Origin of the sequence: Deinococcus apachensis DSM 19763 (assembly GCF_000381345.1) — a bacterium.
Lineage (GTDB): Bacteria > Deinococcota > Deinococci > Deinococcales > Deinococcaceae > Deinococcus > Deinococcus apachensis.
Genome location: NZ_KB906432.1, coordinates 1 through 17140, shown reverse-complemented (window position 1 = coordinate 17140; position 17140 = coordinate 1). Strand labels below are relative to the sequence as shown.

General features: G+C 67.4%; 15 protein-coding genes and 2 pseudogenes. 6 read left to right on the top strand and 11 right to left on the bottom strand.

From position 1 onward, the window contains the following. Both F784_RS26725 and F784_RS0121575 read left to right on the top strand, forming a co-directional pair. Nucleotides 1–193 (top strand): annotated as a pseudogene (locus tag F784_RS26725) (IS110 family transposase); the annotation flags it as partial. 245 nt (nucleotides 194–438) lie between these two features. Next, a complete protein-coding gene (locus F784_RS0121575) occupies nucleotides 439–813 on the top strand; it encodes a hypothetical protein (RefSeq protein ID WP_157465443.1) in 375 nt (124 codons plus the stop codon). A 205-nt stretch (nucleotides 814–1018) separates the two neighbouring features. Here the strand turns inward: F784_RS0121575 and uraH are convergent, their stop codons facing one another. The 9 genes from uraH to F784_RS0121530 form a co-directional block, all read right to left on the bottom strand. After that, entirely contained in the window at nucleotides 1019–1426 is a 408-nt protein-coding gene (gene uraH / locus F784_RS0121570; protein ID WP_245558011.1) for a hydroxyisourate hydrolase, read from the bottom strand. Further along, nucleotides 1408–2820, bottom strand: coding sequence for a factor-independent urate hydroxylase (gene pucL, locus F784_RS0121565; protein WP_019588780.1), 1413 nt, complete (start codon nucleotides 2818–2820; stop codon nucleotides 1408–1410). Before pucL ends, uraH begins: the two co-directional genes overlap by 19 nt. Nucleotides 2821–2828: 8 nt before the next feature. Further along, nucleotides 2829–4259: an alkaline phosphatase family protein gene (locus F784_RS0121560; RefSeq protein ID WP_019588779.1), complete on the bottom strand. Its 1431-nt coding sequence runs from the start codon at nucleotides 4257–4259 to the stop codon at nucleotides 2829–2831. 1 nt (nucleotide 4260) lies between these two features. After that, a complete protein-coding gene (locus tag F784_RS0121555; protein ID WP_019588778.1) occupies nucleotides 4261–5130 on the bottom strand; it encodes a UbiA family prenyltransferase in 870 nt (289 codons plus the stop codon). Beyond that, nucleotides 5120–6313, bottom strand: coding sequence for a metabolite traffic protein EboE (eboE, locus tag F784_RS0121550; protein WP_019588777.1), 1194 nt, complete (start codon nucleotides 6311–6313; stop codon nucleotides 5120–5122). The genes F784_RS0121555 and eboE overlap by 11 nt, the downstream gene beginning before the upstream one ends. Beyond that, entirely contained in the window at nucleotides 6313–7146 is an 834-nt protein-coding gene (locus F784_RS0121545) for a TatD family hydrolase (protein ID WP_019588776.1), read from the bottom strand. Before F784_RS0121545 ends, eboE begins: the two co-directional genes overlap by 1 nt. Beyond that, the gene (locus tag F784_RS0121540; protein ID WP_019588775.1) at nucleotides 7143–7481 is read right to left on the bottom strand and encodes a hypothetical protein; all 339 of its coding nucleotides are present in this window, start codon (nucleotides 7479–7481) and stop codon (nucleotides 7143–7145) included. Before F784_RS0121540 ends, F784_RS0121545 begins: the two co-directional genes overlap by 4 nt. Further along, a complete protein-coding gene (locus tag F784_RS0121535) occupies nucleotides 7451–8671 on the bottom strand; it encodes a 3-dehydroquinate synthase (RefSeq protein WP_019588774.1) in 1221 nt (406 codons plus the stop codon). Before F784_RS0121535 ends, F784_RS0121540 begins: the two co-directional genes overlap by 31 nt. Nucleotides 8672–8827: 156 nt before the next feature. Beyond that, nucleotides 8828–9358 carry a DinB family protein gene (locus F784_RS0121530; RefSeq protein WP_019588773.1) on the bottom strand — a complete coding sequence of 177 codons (531 nt, stop codon included), beginning with the start codon at nucleotides 9356–9358 and terminating at the stop codon, nucleotides 8828–8830. Nucleotides 9359–9419: 61 nt separating this feature from the next. Here F784_RS0121530 and F784_RS0121525 point away from each other — a divergent pair, with 61 nt between their 5' ends. Together F784_RS0121525 and F784_RS26495 are read left to right on the top strand one after the other, a co-directional pair. Then, on the top strand, nucleotides 9420–10994 hold the full coding sequence (locus F784_RS0121525) for a bifunctional metallophosphatase/5'-nucleotidase (RefSeq protein ID WP_019588772.1): 1575 nt from the start codon (nucleotides 9420–9422) through the stop codon (nucleotides 10992–10994). A 925-nt stretch (nucleotides 10995–11919) separates the two neighbouring features. Next, the gene (locus tag F784_RS26495) at nucleotides 11920–12351 is read left to right on the top strand and encodes a hypothetical protein (protein ID WP_157465442.1); all 432 of its coding nucleotides are present in this window, start codon (nucleotides 11920–11922) and stop codon (nucleotides 12349–12351) included. 90 nt (nucleotides 12352–12441) lie between these two features. On the opposite strand, the gene F784_RS0121520 is transcribed toward F784_RS26495, so the two are convergent. Beyond that, entirely contained in the window at nucleotides 12442–15072 is a 2631-nt protein-coding gene (locus F784_RS0121520; RefSeq protein WP_026332642.1) for a DUF4062 domain-containing protein, read from the bottom strand. A gap of 461 nt (nucleotides 15073–15533) precedes the next feature. Here F784_RS0121520 and F784_RS0121515 point away from each other — a divergent pair, with 461 nt between their 5' ends. Further along, on the top strand, nucleotides 15534–16511 hold the full coding sequence (locus F784_RS0121515; RefSeq protein WP_019588771.1) for a succinylglutamate desuccinylase/aspartoacylase family protein: 978 nt from the start codon (nucleotides 15534–15536) through the stop codon (nucleotides 16509–16511). Between the two features lie 84 nt (nucleotides 16512–16595). Here F784_RS0121515 and F784_RS27960 read toward each other — a convergent pair whose 3' ends face one another. Then, nucleotides 16596–16691: a DUF3761 domain-containing protein gene (locus tag F784_RS27960; RefSeq protein ID WP_169405728.1), complete on the bottom strand. Its 96-nt coding sequence runs from the start codon at nucleotides 16689–16691 to the stop codon at nucleotides 16596–16598. A 304-nt stretch (nucleotides 16692–16995) separates the two neighbouring features. On the opposite strand from F784_RS27960, the pseudogene F784_RS27425 reads away from it, so the two are divergent. Next, nucleotides 16996–17140: pseudogene (locus F784_RS27425) on the top strand (transposase); the annotation flags it as partial.

Genomic DNA, 17140 nt, shown 5'->3' with positions numbered 1-17140 from the left:
GAAAGTGCTCTACATGGCGACGGTAGCATCATTGCGGTTTAATCCGGTGCTGCGCGCATGGTTCGACCGACTCGTCGAGCGTGGGAAGCCGAAGAAGGTCGCATTGGTGGCCTGCATGCGGAAGTTGCTGATGATCCTGCACGCGATGGTTCGTTCTCAGGCGAAGTGGCGTGGGGAGGCCGCCGCGGCGTGACACGCCGTCGACGGCCCCCCACGCCACAAGCAACCTTGACCCGCATTACGGTTGCTACAGGAGCCGACTTCTCCTTCAGCCTACGCGTTTTGAGGGGTAGGCAGCGCCTGGGCACGGCTCCACGGACTCGGCGGCCAGGCGATAGGCAGCATCGTCCGGGTTGCGGCCCTGCCCGGCGGCCGGTCCCCGGTTCCGACGTCAAATCTGTGATGAGCCCCCAGCCGACCTGCGCTAGGTTGGGGCGCGTGCGTACCCTGGCCTGGCTTCCCCTCGTCGGCGCCCTCATCCTCTCCGCCTGCGCGACGACCGATCCGCCGCCCTCCCCCTACGATGCCTCCGGAGCGTGGACGGCCGAATTTAAGGCGGCCACCGGCGAGAAGGCGGTCCTGGGCGCCAGCATCACCATGGCAAACAAGCCCCACGCCGGGGATTTCACGATGTTCCTGGGCGGAGAGGTCGCCCTGTTCATGTACGGCAATACCCTCACGGGGGAACTGCACTACTACGACGCGCCCCACAACATCTACCGGGGCAAATTCGAGAACAACAGTTACCTGGGGACCCTGAAAGACGACGCCGGAAAACTCGTGTACACGCTGCGGCTCACCCGTCCCGAGTAGGTCAGGGAGCCCCGCGGGGGAGACCGCCGCGCTCATCAGGTCGGCGAGCCGAAGTTCGGAGACTGAGACGGATTCCGGCTGAACAGTTCCAAAATCTGTTCGACCCGAGCGGAGCGAGAAGGAACAAGCGGTTTTCGGGAAAGGAGTTGGCAAATCGGCGTTTTCCCGATTTGATAACGGATTGGACGGAAACCGTAGGAGGGGTTCAGCTTCCCCGGTAGGTGCTGTACGACCAGGGCGAGACGAGCAGCGGCACGTGGTAATGCCCGGAGGTGTCGCTCACCGTGAAGCGCAGCGTCACCAGGTCGAGGAAGGGGACGGGCGGCGCCCCCTCGAACCCCTCGAAATACGGCGCGATGTGGAAGGTCAGCTCGTAGGTGGCGGGCTCGAGGCTGCCACGCTCGATCAGCGGGGCGTCGGTGCGGCCGTCGGCGTTCGTCACCGACTGCGCGACCCGCCAGCGCCCCCCGCCCTCCACCCGGAAGAGTTCGACGCGTATGCCCTGTGCCGGGCGACCCCGCGCCGTGTCGAGGACGTGCGTCGTCAGCCCCGCGTGGGACGGGACGGCCCGCGTTCGGCCCACCTGCCCGGTCATCAAGCGCGCTCGACCCACGCTTCCATCAGGCCGTAGGGTTCGGGGTCCACGTGGAAGATTTCGCCCTCGTTCTCGATCCCGAAACGTTCGAGGTTGTATTTCAGGTGGTGCTTGTTGGGCATCTGGAACCAGATCCGCGAGATCTCCGGGCAGCGGGTCAGCACCGCCTCGCCCATGCGGTAGAGGGTGTTCTGGAGGCTGGGCGAGTAGTGGTCGGTGAAGGTCTCCTGAATCTGGCGGTAGACCCGCCCCCACACGTCGTCGTAATTCACCTGCGCCGTGTTGTACTCCCACTTCGCCGTCACGAAGGTCGCCATGATGCGGTCGGTCGTCTCGGGCAGGGTGGTGAAACGCTCGTCGAGCAGGTAACCCGCCCACCCGCTCTGGGTGGTCTTGAGGACGTACAGCTCCTCAATGCCGGAGGTCACCTTGAAGGTCCGGCCGTCCCCGTCCACCCGGGCGGTGTGCCTGGGCATCTGGCGGACGAAGGCGTGGTCGTGCCCCTGCCCGCCGACCTCGATGCGGTCCCACAGGTGCTCGGTGAACTCGGCGAAGGCGCCCGTGACCTTCGGCCCGGTCTCCACGAAGTGACGGACCAGCTCCTGGCCGAATTCCTCGACGCTGCCCTGAAAACCTTCCTTGGCGAGCGCGTAGATCGTGTTCCGCACCGTATCGGTGGCGAGCAGGCCCGAGTTGTCCCCCCGCACGTGCGCCGCCTCGAAAGCACCGATCATGCCCACCCGGACGCGCACGTCCCGAATCTCGTGGCGCGGGGTGCCCCGGAAGACCTTGAAGAGCTGCACCTCGGCCTTGCCGTAATTGTTCTCGCCGAGCCGGACCTTTACACGGGGCTGGGCCTCCTGCGGCTGGGTCACTGCCGGTCCTCCTTCCGGGTCCTGGCGCACCAGGTCGAGCACGCGCAGACGGGCGATCTTGCCGATTTCCCTCAGGGCCGTTTCCCGCTCCTGCTCGGGGGTGTTGTCCAGGCGCTCGGCCGCGCCCGCCAGGATGCTCGACTTGGTATGTTCCCGTACACAGACGATGTAGGGCATGTCGAACTTCGTGTGGTACGCCGCGTTCAGGCGGTGAAACTCGGCGTACTCCTCGGGCGTGAGGCGGTCCAGCCCCGCCGACGCCTGCTCGGAGGCCGACTCGGCGGTGACCTCGCCCGCCAGCGCCGCCTTTCCGGCGAGGTCGGGGTGGGCGCGGATCAGGGCGAGCTGCTGCTCGGGGGTGTCCCAGAAGACGGCGGCGGTGAAGGCGGCAGCCAACTCCTCCACGCTTCCAAAAGGGCGCTCCCGGCTCACCCCCTCGGCATAGCGCGGGCTGTGTTCCAGCACGCCCCCGAAGTGCCGCACAAACTCGGCGGACGGGAGGGCATTCACGGCGGACAGGGTGAGCGGCGTGTTCAAGGCTGTCCTCAGTCTCCCCGGCCCCGAAGCGCGGGCTCACCCTCGGGCGACCAGTCCCACGCCTCGTGGGCGAGGCCCAGGTGCGCCAGAATCACGCCGAACACATCGGTCGGGGCGAGGTGGGGTTGGGGAACCAGATGGGGTTGCGAGGTGATGAGGAGCGGTCCAGACTCCGGCCCCATATTCGCCCGGCCGTGCGACCCGCGCACCAGCGTGGCGTCGAAGCCGATCACGTCGAGCAGGTAGCGGAAGCCCAGCTTCTTCTTTGCCAGCGCCACCCCCGCCTTGAGCCGCGCGGGCGAGTGCGGGTCCATGAACAGTTCGACCGGGTCGTAGCCGGGCTTGCGGTGGATGTCCACCGTGCGGGCGAAGTCGGGCGCGCGGTCGTCGTCCTGCCAGTAGTAGTAGGTGAACCAGGCGCCGGGCTCGGCGACCACCACGAACTCCCCGGCCCTCGGATGGTCGAGGTGGTATCGGCGCTTGCCCTCCTCGTCCAGCACCTCGGCCACGCCGGGCAGGCGCTCCAGCAGGGCGCGGACCTCGTCCATGCGGGCCGGGTCGTTCACGTACACGTGGGCGACCTGGTGGTCGGCGACGGCAAAAGCCGCGCTCACGCCCGCGTCGAGGAGTTCGCGGCCCAGTTCCTCGCGCACGGCGATCAGGCCCGCCTCGCGCAGCGCGCGGTTGATGTGGACCGGACGCCACGCCTGCTCGATTCCATATTCCGAGACGATCACGACGCTCACCCCGCGCCGCTCGTAGAAGTCGATCAGGTCGCCTGCAACTTCGTCGATGGCGGCGAGGTCGTCTTTCATCGCGTTCAGGTCGGGGCCGTACTTTTGCAACCCGTAGTCGAGGTGGGGCAGGTACACCAGGTTGAGCGTCGGCGAGTGCTTCTCCTCCACGTACTTCGCCGCCTCCGCGATCCAGCGGCTCGACGCGATGTTCGCGTTCGGCCCCCAGTAGGTGAAGAGCGGGAAGGTGCCCAGCTTGGCCTGCAACTCGTCGCGCAACTCGGCGGGCTGGGTGTAGCAGTCGGGCAGTTTGCGGCCGTCGGCCGGGTACATCGGACGCGGGGTGACGGCGTAGTCGGTGCTGGAGTACATGTTGTACCACCAGCAGATGTTGGCGACGGTGAAGCCGGGGTCGCGCTCCCGCGCCACGTCCCAGATCTTGGGCGCCTCGATCAGCCGGTTGGACTGCCGCCAGAACTTGACCTCGCACTCGTCACGGAAGTACCAGCCGTTGCCCACGATGCCGTGTTCGCTCGGCCACCGCCCAGTGAGGTAGGTCGCCTGCACGGAGCAGGTGACGGCGGGGAGCAGGCTCTCGACGGGGACCTGCCTGCCCCTCTGTGCAAACGCGGTCAGGCGCGGCAGGTGCGGCCCCAGCAGGTCCGGGCTCAGGCCCACGATGTTGATGACGGCGGTTCGTTGCATATCAGGTTCCTTTGATGTGGCGCTGCCACCAGCGGGTCAGGAAGAAGGCGGCGAGCGCCCAGGGTAGCCAGGACCAGGCCCCCGCCACCCCCAGCACGAGCGCGTCGAGCAGGCAGACTCCGGCGATCATGCGGCCCACCGCCCCGCCGATGTCGCGCTTGCGCCCGTACACGAAGGTCAGGCTGTGGCCAACCCAGGCCGCCAGGAGCAGGGCAAGGAGCGCCGCTCCCCAGCCGAAGCCGCCGACCAAGCCATACACGGCGGGCGCGGCCACCAGCGCGACCGGCCAGAAGCGCGCGGTGCCCCGCCGGTTCTCGGTCTTTGCCACGTAGGTGAGCCCCGCGATGTACGCGGCGAGGAGCGCGGCCCAGACGTTCAACGGCGTCGTGAGCTGCGGCAGGAAGGCCAGCCCAGCCGTCACATACACCATCGCGCGGGTCGCCGCCATGACTACGGGGCTCAGCGGGTTCGTCTTGTGCCAGACATCGTAGAACACGATCAGGCCGACGAGCCCGAGGCCGCTGAGGAGGGCTTTTCCCCCGGCAGGCAGGAGCAGCAGCAGGCCAATGCCAAACAGCGCCGCGGTCACGACCCATGCCTCGCCAACCGGGATCAATCCCGAGGGCAGCGGACGCTCGGGCCGCTCCCGGCGGTCGAGCCCCAGGTCGAGCAGGTCATTGAGGTACATCCCGGCCGTGTAGAACAGCACCATCGCGGCGGCCACCAGGACGAGCGTCACGCCGTTCCCACCCGCCAGCGCTGCCCCCGCCAGCGCGTTCGTCACCACCGTCGGACTGTTGGAGATGCGGGCCAGCGACAGGTGCCCGTGCAGCCGCCGCGATAGGTTGGGCCGGAGGGTGCTAGAGGACATCCTGCACCCAGCGGTACTCGCGTTCGATGGAGTCGAGGAGCGGCAATTTCAGCTCGTCCGGCAACACATCCCAGGTGTAGGTCTCGATTTCGAGGTGGCGGGTGAAGGGCTTTTCCCGTAGCAGGGCGAGCGTCTCCACGATCTCGGCCTGAGTTGAGCCGAACAGCCCCGCGCGTTCCAGGAAGACGGGGACATGGAAATGCACGCGCCATTCCGTAAACGCTGGCCCGTTCAACTCGGCGAGTGCGGGCGGCAGGTCGGGGTACTGCACGACCGTTCCATCCTGACGCCGGGCGATGACCTGATGGAGATAGGTTCCCTCCGCAAAAGGCCCCAGCGCCCGGGCCACATCCAGCCGCGCCTCGGGGTCTGGGGGCAAGGCGAGCTTGAGCGCCGAGCTGATCTGGATTTTGCCGATACGAAGACCCGCCTGCTCGTAAGTTCGCAAAGCCCGCGCCGGGTCCTCGTACATCACGGCGACGTGGCAGGTGTCGAAGCAGACCTGGACGTGGTCTCTCAGGTGGTCGCGGGCTTGGTCAAGGTCAATCCCCAGCCACGCCGCAAGGTCCCGCGCCCCCTCCTCCAGCAGATGCCCGGTGAAGAAGCGGGCGAGGTCATCACTGCATTGCAGCAGCCCGTCCGGCTCGGGCTCGATGTCGAGGTGGATGAGGTGGCCCCGCGTCTGGCGCAGGCGAACCAGGGCCGCCACCACCCGCACCACATTCCGGGTCAGGTTTTCCCAGTCCCCCTCCCCCACCCACTCCCGGTAGGACAGCGGGCTGGTCGAGATGCCGCCCTCCTCACCCTCGGGGAGCAAGGCGGCCAGAATCTCGGCGAGACGCAGGGTGTAGGCCACCCGCTCCTCGTCCCGCCAGTCGGGCGCGTGGACCTGCGCCTTGACGGGCTGACCGTGAAAAGGGCCATAGGGAAAGCCGTTCATGGTGAAGACGTACAGGCCGCGCCCGTCCAGAAACGTCCTGAAGTCGGAGAGCGCCGAACCTTCCAGCAGTTCCGCGCTCTCCTGCCCGGACAGGCGCAGGCCGATGCCGAAGGGGGCGTCCGGAGACAGGCGGGCCTTGAGCGGCACCGCGTACCGTTCCAGATTCGCCCGCACCTCGCTCAAACCGGACGAGAGGTGGATGTTGGTGCAGTAGGTGAGCTGCACTCCTCCGGCGAGCTGCATCAGTCCGCCGCGACCTTCGCGCGCCCGGGCTTGACCGGCACGAACTTGGAGGACTGCCCCAGGAACTGCGCCGGGTTGTCCAGCACGATCCGCTCGATCAGGGCGTCGTCGTGCCCCCGCCGCCGAGCCTCCAGCACGAACTCGGGCACCGCCAGCGAATCGCTGGGACCCCAGTCGCAGGCCGAGGCGACGATCAGGCGCTCCGGGCCGTACATCTCGATCATGTCGATGGCGCGGGCGGGGGACGCCTTCGTCCTGGGGTAGAGGGTGAGGCCTGTCCAGAAGCCATGGTCGAGGATCATCTCGACGGTGTGTTCCTCGGCGTGGTCGATCATCACGCGGCCCGGGTCGATGCGGGGGTCCGCTGCCAGCGCCTCCACCATCACGCGGGTGCCCTTGTACTTGTCCTCCAGGTGCGGCGTGTGGATGTGGATGAGCTGGCCGTGCTCCAGCGCGAGTTCCACATGGTCGTGGAAGGTAGCGAGTTCGTTGCGCGTGACGCGGTTCAGGCCGATCTCGCCGATGCCGAGCACGTTGGGGCGGTCCAGGAAGTCGGGGATGAGGGCAAGCACCTGCCGGGCCAGCTCGCGGTCCTCGCCCTCCTTGGGGTTGAGGCACAGCCAGGTGTAGTGGGCGATGCCGTACTGCGCCGCCCGCGCGGGCTCGAAGGTGGTGAGGTGGTCGAAATAGTCGGCGAACGCCTGCGGCCCGAGCCGGTCGCGCCCCGACCAGAAAGCGGGCTCGGTAACGGCGAGGCAGCCCGTCAGCGCCATCCGGTGATAGTCGTCGGTGGTGCGCGAGATCATGTGCGCGTGCATGTCGATGTAGTTCATTGCTCCACCTCGCTATTTGGGTCGGCAGCGACCCGGCGCGACGCCCCAAAGGCGCTCTGCGAGTCGCGCAGATCCAGCAGTTCGAGGTTCTGATCGCTCAGCAGCATCTGCGCCCGCTTGACGCGCCCGGGCGCGGGGGAGGTCAGCACCTCCAGGGCCTCGCGGAAGGCGCGCAGGCGGAAGTCCTGTTCAGCGCTCGCCTGCGCCGCCCCCTGTGCCCGGTTCAGCCGGTCGAGGAAGGCCGCCACGGCGAGCAGTTGCGCCCGGTGTTCCATGAAGGAGAGGTCGAGCAGTTCGGTCTGGGTCAGCAGGCAGGTGCCTTCGTGGAAAGCCATGAGGTTCCTCGTGTGGGGTGAGTGTGCAGGTCCTGGAGGAGGCCGACCGTGCGGCGCAGAAGGCCGAAGTCCATCTCGTGAACCTCGGTCGCGCGCCCGATATGGGTCAGCAGCGGAATGGTGAGGCGCCCGCCCAGATGCTCGCGGAACTCGTTCAAGCCGCTCAGCACGCTGGAGGGGTCGGCGGGGTCCTGGGCGGAGGTGCCGAGTTCGGGCACGTAGACGGGCAGCCGCAGGGCGAGCAGCAGGTCGAGGACGCGCCGCCAGTCGGCCTCGGGCAACATCCCCTTGAGCGCCGCGTAGGTGCAGTCGAGTGCCAGCCCGACCGCCACCGCCTCGCCGTGCCTCAGCGCGTAACTTGTCAGGCTTTCGAGCTTGTGCGCCGCCCAGTGCCCGAAGTCGAGGGGCCGCGAGGACCCCATCTCGAAGGGATCACCGCTGCCCGCGATGTGGGCGAGGTGCAGCTCGGCGCAGCGGTAGACGGCGTATTCCATCGCCTCCAGGTCGCGGGCCACGAGTGCCGGGGCGTTCTCCTCCAGCCAGGTGAAGAAGCTGGCGTCCTTGAGCAGCGCCACCTTGACCGCCTCGGCGAGGCCACTGAGCCAGTCGCGTTCCTCCAGCGCGGCCAGGAAGTCGAGGTCGTTGAGGACCGCGTAGGGCGGCGCGAAGGTGCCCAGCCAGTTCTTCTTGCCGTAGGCGTTCACGCTGTTCTTGACGCCCACGCCCGAGTCGTTCTGTGCCAGCACGGTAGTGGGCACCCGCACCAGCCGCACGCCCCGGTGCGCGGTGCCCGCCGCGAAGCCCACCATGTCGATCACGGCGCCACCGCCGACCACGATCACATAGGAGTGGCGGTCGATGCCGTGCGCGTGAATGGCGTCCTGCACCTGCCCGACGTGGCGGGTGTCCCCCTTGACCCGCTCGCCCCCCGGCACGACGAGGGGCGGCGCGACCAGCTGCATCGCGTCCGCGTGCCGGGCGAAGTAGGCCCCGATCTGCCGCGCAAGGTCTGGGAACGCCTCGCCCACCCCAGCGTCGAGGACGCAGAGGACCTTGACGCTCTCCCCGCCCTTGCCCGCCAGCGTGTCCCGCAGGACCCCGTTCTCCGGCCCGAACAGGCCGTGGGTGAACTGGACGGCGTAGCGGAACGTGACCGGAACGGTCTGCTCGATCACGCGGGTCAGCGGCATGGCTCCCCCGCGTCCGGGCGCGCGCGAGCGGCCGCGTCCCCGGCCAGCTCTGTGTGCGGCTCTCTCATGGGCGGCAATCTGCCGCGGGGGACATAAACGGATCGCTAAAAAGGCAGGGGCGTCCCGCTTTTCGGGACCGTGACCCCTCCCCCGCCGTCAGCCCTGGTTGCTGGCCGCCTGGAGCTGCTTGCGGTGGTGCCGGATGTGAAAGGCGGCCATCCGCAGCCAGTCGAGCGCCGTGATTTCCCCCATGAAGGGGTGGAAGAAGCGGCGTCCGGGGTCGTCAGTCGCGCGGGGGGCGTGACTCAGCAGGGCTTCCCGGGCGGTGGCATGGCGTTCCCGCAGCGTTTCCCAGGGCTGGTCGGGGCCGGGGCGCGTTCCGGTGGGGGCCTGCCGCCGTCCCTCGACCAGCTCGCCGGGCACGGGGGGCACCGGGCGCAGCGGACGGTCCGAGAGCAGCAGGGCCACGATGCGCGCGGTGCCCTCGTTGACCAGGATCACGTGTTCGCTCTCCTGCGCGGCGGTCCAGGCCCGGAACGGCAACGTCTCGTGCCATTGTGGCTGCGCGGCGAGGACGGCGGCCTCGAAGGCGCCCAGTTCCCGGGCAAGGCGGTCCCGCACCTCCTCGGGCGAATCTCCCATGGCGCGTAGCGCGGCCACGTTCCCGGCGAAGTCCAGTTGGGTCATGCCCGAGTCTACCCGGGCCGGGTGGGGAAGGACCTCCCACAAGGTGCTCAAACCGCTTATTATGGTCGCGCTTATGAAACTCTGGCTCCTCTGTGCCGCCCTCCTGGGCTCCGCCGCGTCTGCCGCACCCCTGACCGTCACGATTCTCCACACCGACGACCTGCACGGGCACCTCGACCCCGTCAAGGTCGGCGAGGGCACCTACGGCGGCTACGCGCGCCAGACGGCCCTGGTCCGCAAGTACGCCGCCGAGGACACCAACCCCCTTGTGCTGTCAGGTGGGGACACCTTCCAGGGGACCCTCTTCTATAACGTCTACCAGGGCCTGGCCGACGTGCTGTTCATGAACCTCCAGGGCTACCAGGCGATGGCCGTGGGCAACCACGAGTTCGACAACGGCCCCGAGGCGCTCGCCCGCTTCGCCCAGAAGGCGCAGTTCCCACTGCTGGCCTCCAACCTGGACGTGAGCACCGAGCCGCTCCTCAAGGACCTGATCAAGCCCTACGCCGTGCTGAACGTGGCCGGTCAGAAGGTCGGCGTGATCGGCGCTGTGACGCCCGACCTGCCGCTGATCAGCTCTCCGGGCGACAACGTGAAGATGCTGGAGCTGACACAGAGCCTGAACAACAGCGTGAAGGCGCTGCAGGGTCAGGGCATCGACAAGATCATCCTCGTGTCGCACCTGGGCTACCCGCTGGAGCAGGAGGTCGCCAAGACCGTGCCCGGCCTCGACGTGATCGTGGGTGGGCACTCCCACACGCTGCTGGGAACGTTTAACAACAAGGACTTCCCGCCCAGCGAGGGGCCGTACCCCACCATCGTGCAGAACCCCGACGGCAACCGCACGCTGCTCGTCGCCGCCTGGGAGTGGGGCAAGGTGCTGGGCCGCATCAAGGTCACCTTCAATGACGCGGGCGCGGTCGAGAGCTACGAGGGCCAGCCCATCGCCGTGTCCGCTGACCTTCCCGAGGACCCCACCGCCAAGCGGATGATCGAGACGCTGAGCGTACCCATCGCCAACCTCCGCAGGCAGGTCATCGGCAATACCCCCCAGGGCCTGAACGGCAGCCGCGAGATCGTCCGCAAGCGCGAGAGCGGCATGGCGAACGTGCTGGCCGACGCCGCGCTGGAAGCCGGGCAGAAGGGCGGTGCCGTCATGGCCTTCGTGAACGGCGGCGGCGTGCGCTCCTCCATCGACGCTGGCCCCATCACCTTTGAGGAAGCCATCACCGTACAGCCCTTCGGCAACACGCTGACGCTGCTGGACCTCACCGGGGCCGAGATCAAGCAGGCGCTGGAGCATGGCGTCGCCACCTGGAGCGAGAGCAAGGGCCAGTTCCTGCACGTGTCCAAGGGCATGAGCTACACCTTCGACCTTTCCAAGCCCGCCGGGAACCGCGTCACCGCCGTCACCCTGAACGGCCAGCCGCTGGACGACGCCAAGACGTACACCGTCGCCATGAACACCTTCACGGCCAAGGGTGGTGACGCCTTCGACGTGTTCAAGAACGCCAAGGGGCGCCGCATCGACACGGGCACGCTGGACATCGACATCCTGGTGAACTACTTCAAGGCCCATCCGACGGTCGACGCCCAACCCGAGGGCCGCATCGTGATCGTGAACGAGCCGAAGTAAGCGAGAGAAACGTAAAGGGCGCGTGTAGAACGCGCCTTTTTGCTTTTGGAACAGAGACATTAACAGGTCAGTTGAGATCGAATCATCTCCACCGACGTAGAGAAAACGCCAGGGAGCTCCCAATACAGAGCCACACCAGAACATCCCCGCCTAAACGAAGAAAACAGCAACGTGGTGATCGGTGTCGGGCCTAACAACGGAACATCCCCACCCCCGTCGGGAACGCCCCTCCACCAACACGAGTCTCAAACGACGAGAAGGGCAGCCAAGCCTCGCTTAATCCTTGTGCCTCAGCCTATCGTTGTCATACGGCGCGAGTTGAACCCGTTCCCAGGGTGGCGCGCACACAAATCCACAGGACGATGTTTTCCTTTCGCCCCGGCCAGGACGTTCCCAGCCGGGGATTTTCAAGACCAAAGCGTGCGGAGACAGGAGGCTCTTAACCCCTGCCCAGCGCCTCCAGCCCTGACCCGCACAACTCTCCACGGCACCGAAACCGGACGACCGAATTTGACGCTCTCCCCCGGCACTGTGGGGCGTCGCCAGAGAAAAAGCGCGACGCAGACAGCGCCAAGCGCCCCTGTCCTACGCGGACGGGCGTACCACCCGGACCGGATTCCCGCAGAACCCGCGCCCACCCGGGCCGGGAGCTGGAGGGCCGTCATGTCCCGTTCCGGGGCCACACCCAGCCCGGGGAGAGCCACCATGCCGCACGCTCCTGTCCGTTCCACCCACACCTTTTCGCCTTCTCGCCGCATTACTGGTCACCGTGCTGGGCGGGACGGCGCTGCTTCACCGCTCCGCACCCCATGGGCCGCTGACGCACACCCCCGCCCCCGTCTGGCTGGCGGGAGATGACGACAAGGGGGAGACGGGCGGAGGCTGAGGAAGGGCGAACGGGCGGGGTAACCCCTACACTCGGGGCGTGCCCCACCCCGCTTCCGCGTTCGTGACCGACGAGGAATGGACCACTTCCGTCACGGCCCTGCTGGAGGAAGGCCGGGCGGACCTCGCCCTGCACACGCTCGCACGGGCGGCGGGTCAGGCCGGGGGCGGGCGCCCAGTTCTCCCACCTCCTCGACCTGTTCTCGCGGCTGCCCGCCGAGGTGCGCGGGGGCAAGTCGGGGGTGCGGCTCCACCTTCGGCTCCTGAGCATTCTGCGACGGCACGAACGGACGTTGGAGGTGATCGGGGAGACCCGCGCCGCCGGGCTGAAGGCGCCCTTCCTGAGCGTCTTCGGGGGTGGGCGCTCTCCCAGGAGGGCCATTTCACGCAGGCGCTGGAGGCCCTGGCCCCGGACCTGGATGCGGTGTGTGACACCGAGGGCCTGCAATTTTACCGGGGTGCCGTTCTCTAGCCGGGGAGTTCCTGACCGCCGAGCACCACGTCACCCTACCCCGATAACTTGCCACCCCCGGCAAAGGAGCCGGGTGACCACCTCCTGTCTTTAGCCTGCCGAGGAACGGTAATATTCCCCCAGCAGGCTTTGTGCGAGGGCCAGTGCGTCTTCCGTTCCCAGCGCTTCGCCTTCCCCCTGAGCCTGGGCGAAAGCCTGATCATCCAGTCTCTGGTGCAATTCCCGGAGGTAAGGCTCGACCAGCGCGCTGGTCAAGGTCCACATGGAGGACCCAAAGGCGCGCCGGAACGCGGCCGCTGCCCCAAGAAGCCGGGCCGCATCGCGGTCGCGCCGCCGCCAGAATGCCAGCACCGCGCTGCCCTCCAGCGCCCACGCGACACCATCGCGGTACCCCAATGTCCGCGAACGGCTCAGGGCCTCCTGCAGTTGTGCGGCCGCAGTTTCCGGGTCGTTTCGCGCGAGGTACCCGAAAGCGAGTGGAAGCAGCGCGGTGATGAGGGGTAGCGCAAGGTTGATGCTCCGTGCCAACGTGTACGCTTCCGTGTACGCCTCGAAGGCCCCGGACTGATCCCCCTGCACGCTGCGGTACAGGCCAATCTGGCCCAGCGTGAGCGTCTGGACCAGGATGTCTCCCCGCTCCTGCGCGCGGACGCGCGCGGCTTCCAACGTGGAAGCGGCCCGCACGTCAGGGGGTGAGCTGTACGCGTAACTCATCCCCAGGGGAAGCAGCGTTCGGGCCTCCCCCTCCTCGTCGTGAAGTTCACGCATGGAGGTGAGAGCCGCTTCCAGTTGGGCCGTTGTGCCCTTCTCACCACCTCCCAGAAGGACGGCCATTGTCCCTGCGACGGCCATCGCCCGGGCGCGCCACAACGGTGGGAGCGGTGTCCCCGCGACCTCCGGGGCCAGGACGCCCTCCATCAGGTCCCTCACGGTCCCCATCTCGCCCCGCACCATCAGGTACGTCTCCGCGGACCAGACCAGCCGCACCGTGACCTCGGGCCGCCCACGTTCTGCAGCCCGGCGCGCCGCGGCCCACAGATTGAAGCGGTCGCGATCGACACGGTCGAACACGTTCTGCTGCCGCGGGCCGAACTGCTCAGGTTCCAATCCTTCCATCAAGTTCAGGAAATAGGTCTCATGGCGGGAGACGGCGTCCTCGACCGCGCCCGACCCGGTCAGTTTCTCCCAGGCGTAATCGCGCACACTGCCCAGCAGGGTGAAACGTGCCTCGTCTGCCGCGTCCTGCTGCCGCAGCAGGCTCTGCTCCACCAGGCCCTCCAGAGCGGCAAGCAGTTGGGCATCCGGGCGGCCGCACACGGCCTCGATCGCCTCCAGGCTCGCACTCCCCTCGAAAACCCCCAGTCGCGCCAGCAACGCCTGTTCATCGGGGCGCAGCAGCCCGTAACTCCAATCCAGTGTGCTTCTCAACGTCCGTTGCCGTTCAGGTAGGTCCCGCGCGCCTCCCAAGTCCAGCGCCGACTGCAAGCGGGCGAGCAACGCGGCAGGGGGCAACAGTTTGATCCGGGCGGCCGCCAATTCGATGGCGAGCGGCAACCCGTCGAGCCTCGAAACGATCTCCATGATGATCAGGGCATTTTCCAGCGTGAGCTCAAAGCCCGGCTTTACTGCGCTGGCGCGTTGAACGAACAGTTGTACGGCCTCCGACTGGGCCACCCGCTCCAAGACCGCTCGCCCCCCCTCACTGGGCAGGGACAGGGGGGCGAGGGGGTACTCGTGCTCGGCGGAAAGGTGCAGGGCGGCCCGGCTGCTCACCAGGACCTTGACCCCGGGTACGGCTTCCAACAGGGCGGCCACGAACGGCGCCGCGTCCACGACCTGTTCGAAGTTGTCGAGCACCAGCAGCAGGTGTTCGTTCGCCAGCGCCAGACGCAGGGCGTTCAGGGGCGGAACGGTGGCCTGGAGCTGGAACGCGCGGGCGATTGCGGCGGGTACCAGCGCCCCGTCGCGCACCTGCGAGAGATCGACGAAATCGACCCGTTGCCCTCCCGTCACGGCCCGTTGCGCTACCGCAATGGCGACGCGGGTCTTGCCAATCCCACCCGGGCCCAACAGAGTCACCAACTGCACGCCCTCCCGCTCCAGCAGGGCCAGCACGTCGCGCACCTCCCGCTCTCGTCCAATCAGGGGTGTGGGTGGCACGGGCAGGGACGCAGACGACGCCAGCTTGGAGCCTTGTGCCTCAGCGGCAGCGGGCGGCGGTGGTGATACAGGCGGCGCATCGAAACGCTCAGTGAGCAGCAGGGCGAGGTCGTTCTCGAGCAGCTCACGCAATTCCCTCGCCGTGTTGAAGGGGCGGTAGGAGGCCGCGTCCTCGTGCTGGATCCGCTCGATCAACTGTGTCAGGCGTTCTTCCCGCTGCGGCGCCGGGGTCTTGATGTACAGCAGTTTGGGCCTCTGCCCGGAGAGGCGGTATTCGTCCTCCAGCCCGGAGACGTCCTCACCCGGAGCCACCCAGCCGTAACGCTGCCAGTAGATGCCCACGAACACGTCGCTCTGCTCCAGGTAGGCGCGGTACAGGTCGCGGGGCGGATGCGGCCGGGCGCCCAGCTCGAACATGACCGGGCTCAGGCGCAGCCGTTCAATGGCCGCGTGGGCGGCCCGACGTTCCTCCGCCAACTCCTGCAGGGTGGAGCTGACAAAGACCCGTAACTTCTGGTCGGGTGTGCGGATACGCGAGAGTGGGGGCAAATCAGCGGACATGCTCTCCTCTCCTCCAAACGAATCACTGGGGTTGCAAGTCCCAGTGTATGAGAAGAGAAGCGTTTGGTGGCCTCCTTCTATAAGGTGCGAGCATCCTGACTTCTCTCCGCCCTCATTCAGGATTCGGCCTTCTCTGCGGCTCCAATATCTTCCGTGACAAGGCACGCGCAAGGCATGAGACGCGCCCCCACCACGTCCCAGGTACTCCCCTCACCCTCCCTGGTGTTGACGTCCGTCAGGGCGAGGGGGGCTCCTCCGTTCTCACGAGTCGTGCGGTAGACCGCCCGATGCCGCTGGCTGCCTTCAGGGACGTGGGCTGCTAGAGCTTGAGTTGAACCCATTCAGCTCGCCCTTCCCCCGGGACACACCGGACGTGCCGACGCCGCCACGGCGGGAACTGGGGTTTACTGGGAGCGGCGTCCACAGCAACTCCCCATCACGACGTCCCCCGGAGGTAACCGATGCTCGACCTCATTCAGAACGCCACGCCCGGCACCACCCAACGAGGCCTCCTCGAAGCCCCCCTCCACCCTGACACCCACCTTCCCTTCGTCGTGGTACGCGGGATGCGGGAGGGGCCAACGCTGCTCGTGACCGCCGGAGTGCACGGTGCGGAGTACGCCAGCATCGACGCGGCGTACGAGCTGGCGGACACTGACCCCGCCGGGCTGAGCGGCACCCTCGTCGTCCTGCCCGTGGTGAACCCCAGTGCCTTCTGGGAACGGCGCATCTATGTGAACCCTATTGACGGACGGAACCTCAACCGGGTATTTCCAGGCCAAGCCGGGGGCACCTACGCCGAGCGCCTCGCCCACTGGATTCACGGCGAGTTCCTCTCGCAGGCGGACGCTCTGATCGACCTGCACGGCGGCGACCTCGTCGAGGCCCTGGAGCCGTTCTCGATCTACGTGCGGGGGCACGAGGCGTCCCGGGCGCTCGCGCTGGCCTTCGGCCTCCCGAACGTCGTGGCCACGGATAGCCGGGGTATGACGCTGGAGGTAACCCATACGCACGGCCTCCCCGCGATCATCGCGGAGGCGAGCGGGCAGGGACTGCGGCCCCCCGCCGAGGTCGCCCGGCTGGTGGAGGGCACACGACGCGCGATGCGATACCTGGGAATGCTCGCCCCCTCACCGAACGCAACCCCACCGGTCACGGAGCACACCGCCCTCGCCTGGCTGTCCTCCCCTGCAAGCGGCCTGTGGCACCCTGCCGTGGGCGCAGGCGAGACTGTCAACGAGGGGCAGGTCGTCGGCACCCTGCGCGACCTCACCGGGCGGGACCTTCGGACCTTCCATGCCCCGCGAGGAGGCACGGTCCTCTTCGTCGTCACCAGCCTCGCCATGAACGAGGGGGACCCTCTGCTGGGCATTGGCGTTCCCGCGACCGCAAACGAAGATTCGGACGCCCGTCGGGAGGAACGTTCCCCGGCTTCCTGAAGGAAATGTGGAGGGCGGTTGAGCGACGAGCCAGGCGCCACCCCCTCCGGCTTCGACAGGGCCGAGGGGCTTCGTCGCCCCAGGTCAATACCAGGTGCTCACGCCGCCGTGATGGGAGCACACGCCGCGCCGGTGGGTGCTGAAGGAGTAGTTGAGATCTTCAGCATCGGTGACCGACACGTCCCCTGGTGTCCTGCGAGATGGGGGCCGGGCGTTGGCAGGGGGTGTAGTCGCTGCTGTTGGTCCTGATAGCTTGCGAGCCGATAGCTCAAGGTGAAGTGGCGACCGAGCCAAACGGCGTAAATAATCTCAGCAAGAGGAAAACGTACCCAGAGCGTGCGCAGAAGTTTGTGGGTTGGGCTGGCAGAAAGCATCCTGAAGAAAGGAGCTCTGTATGCCCAAACCGAAGGACAAGCCCCTCTTCGACCCCGCGCTGCTCGACGCTGCCCTCGAAGGCCGTCGTACCGCTATGGACGTCGGCGACCTCATCCAGCAGTTCACCAAGGCGATCCTGGAACGCGCTCTGGATGCCGAGTTGACGCACCATCTCGGTCATGAAACCCGGCAGGCCGTGGGCAATCCGAGCGGCAACATCCGCAATGGAAAAAGCAAAAAGACCCTGAAAGGAG

Excerpts from the sequence above, each read along its gene's own strand:
- F784_RS0121515 (WP_019588771.1), top strand. The coding sequence starts at position 15,534 with ATGCTCGACCTCATTCAGAACGCCACGCCCGGCACCACCCAACGAGGC.
- F784_RS0121545 (WP_019588776.1), bottom strand. The coding sequence starts at position 7,146 with ATGAACTACATCGACATGCACGCGCACATGATCTCGCGCACCACCGAC.
- F784_RS0121520 (WP_026332642.1), bottom strand. The coding sequence starts at position 15,072 with ATGTCCGCTGATTTGCCCCCACTCTCGCGTATCCGCACACCCGACCAG.
- F784_RS0121540 (WP_019588775.1), bottom strand. The coding sequence starts at position 7,481 with ATGGCTTTCCACGAAGGCACCTGCCTGCTGACCCAGACCGAACTGCTC.
- F784_RS0121525 (WP_019588772.1), top strand. The coding sequence starts at position 9,420 with ATGGTCGCGCTTATGAAACTCTGGCTCCTCTGTGCCGCCCTCCTGGGC.
- F784_RS0121560 (WP_019588779.1), bottom strand. The coding sequence starts at position 4,259 with ATGCAACGAACCGCCGTCATCAACATCGTGGGCCTGAGCCCGGACCTG.
- F784_RS0121530 (WP_019588773.1), bottom strand. The coding sequence starts at position 9,358 with ATGACCCAACTGGACTTCGCCGGGAACGTGGCCGCGCTACGCGCCATG.
- F784_RS0121555 (WP_019588778.1), bottom strand. The coding sequence starts at position 5,130 with ATGTCCTCTAGCACCCTCCGGCCCAACCTATCGCGGCGGCTGCACGGG.
- F784_RS0121535 (WP_019588774.1), bottom strand. The coding sequence starts at position 8,671 with ATGCCGCTGACCCGCGTGATCGAGCAGACCGTTCCGGTCACGTTCCGC.
- eboE (WP_019588777.1), bottom strand. The coding sequence starts at position 6,313 with ATGCAGCTCGCCGGAGGAGTGCAGCTCACCTACTGCACCAACATCCAC.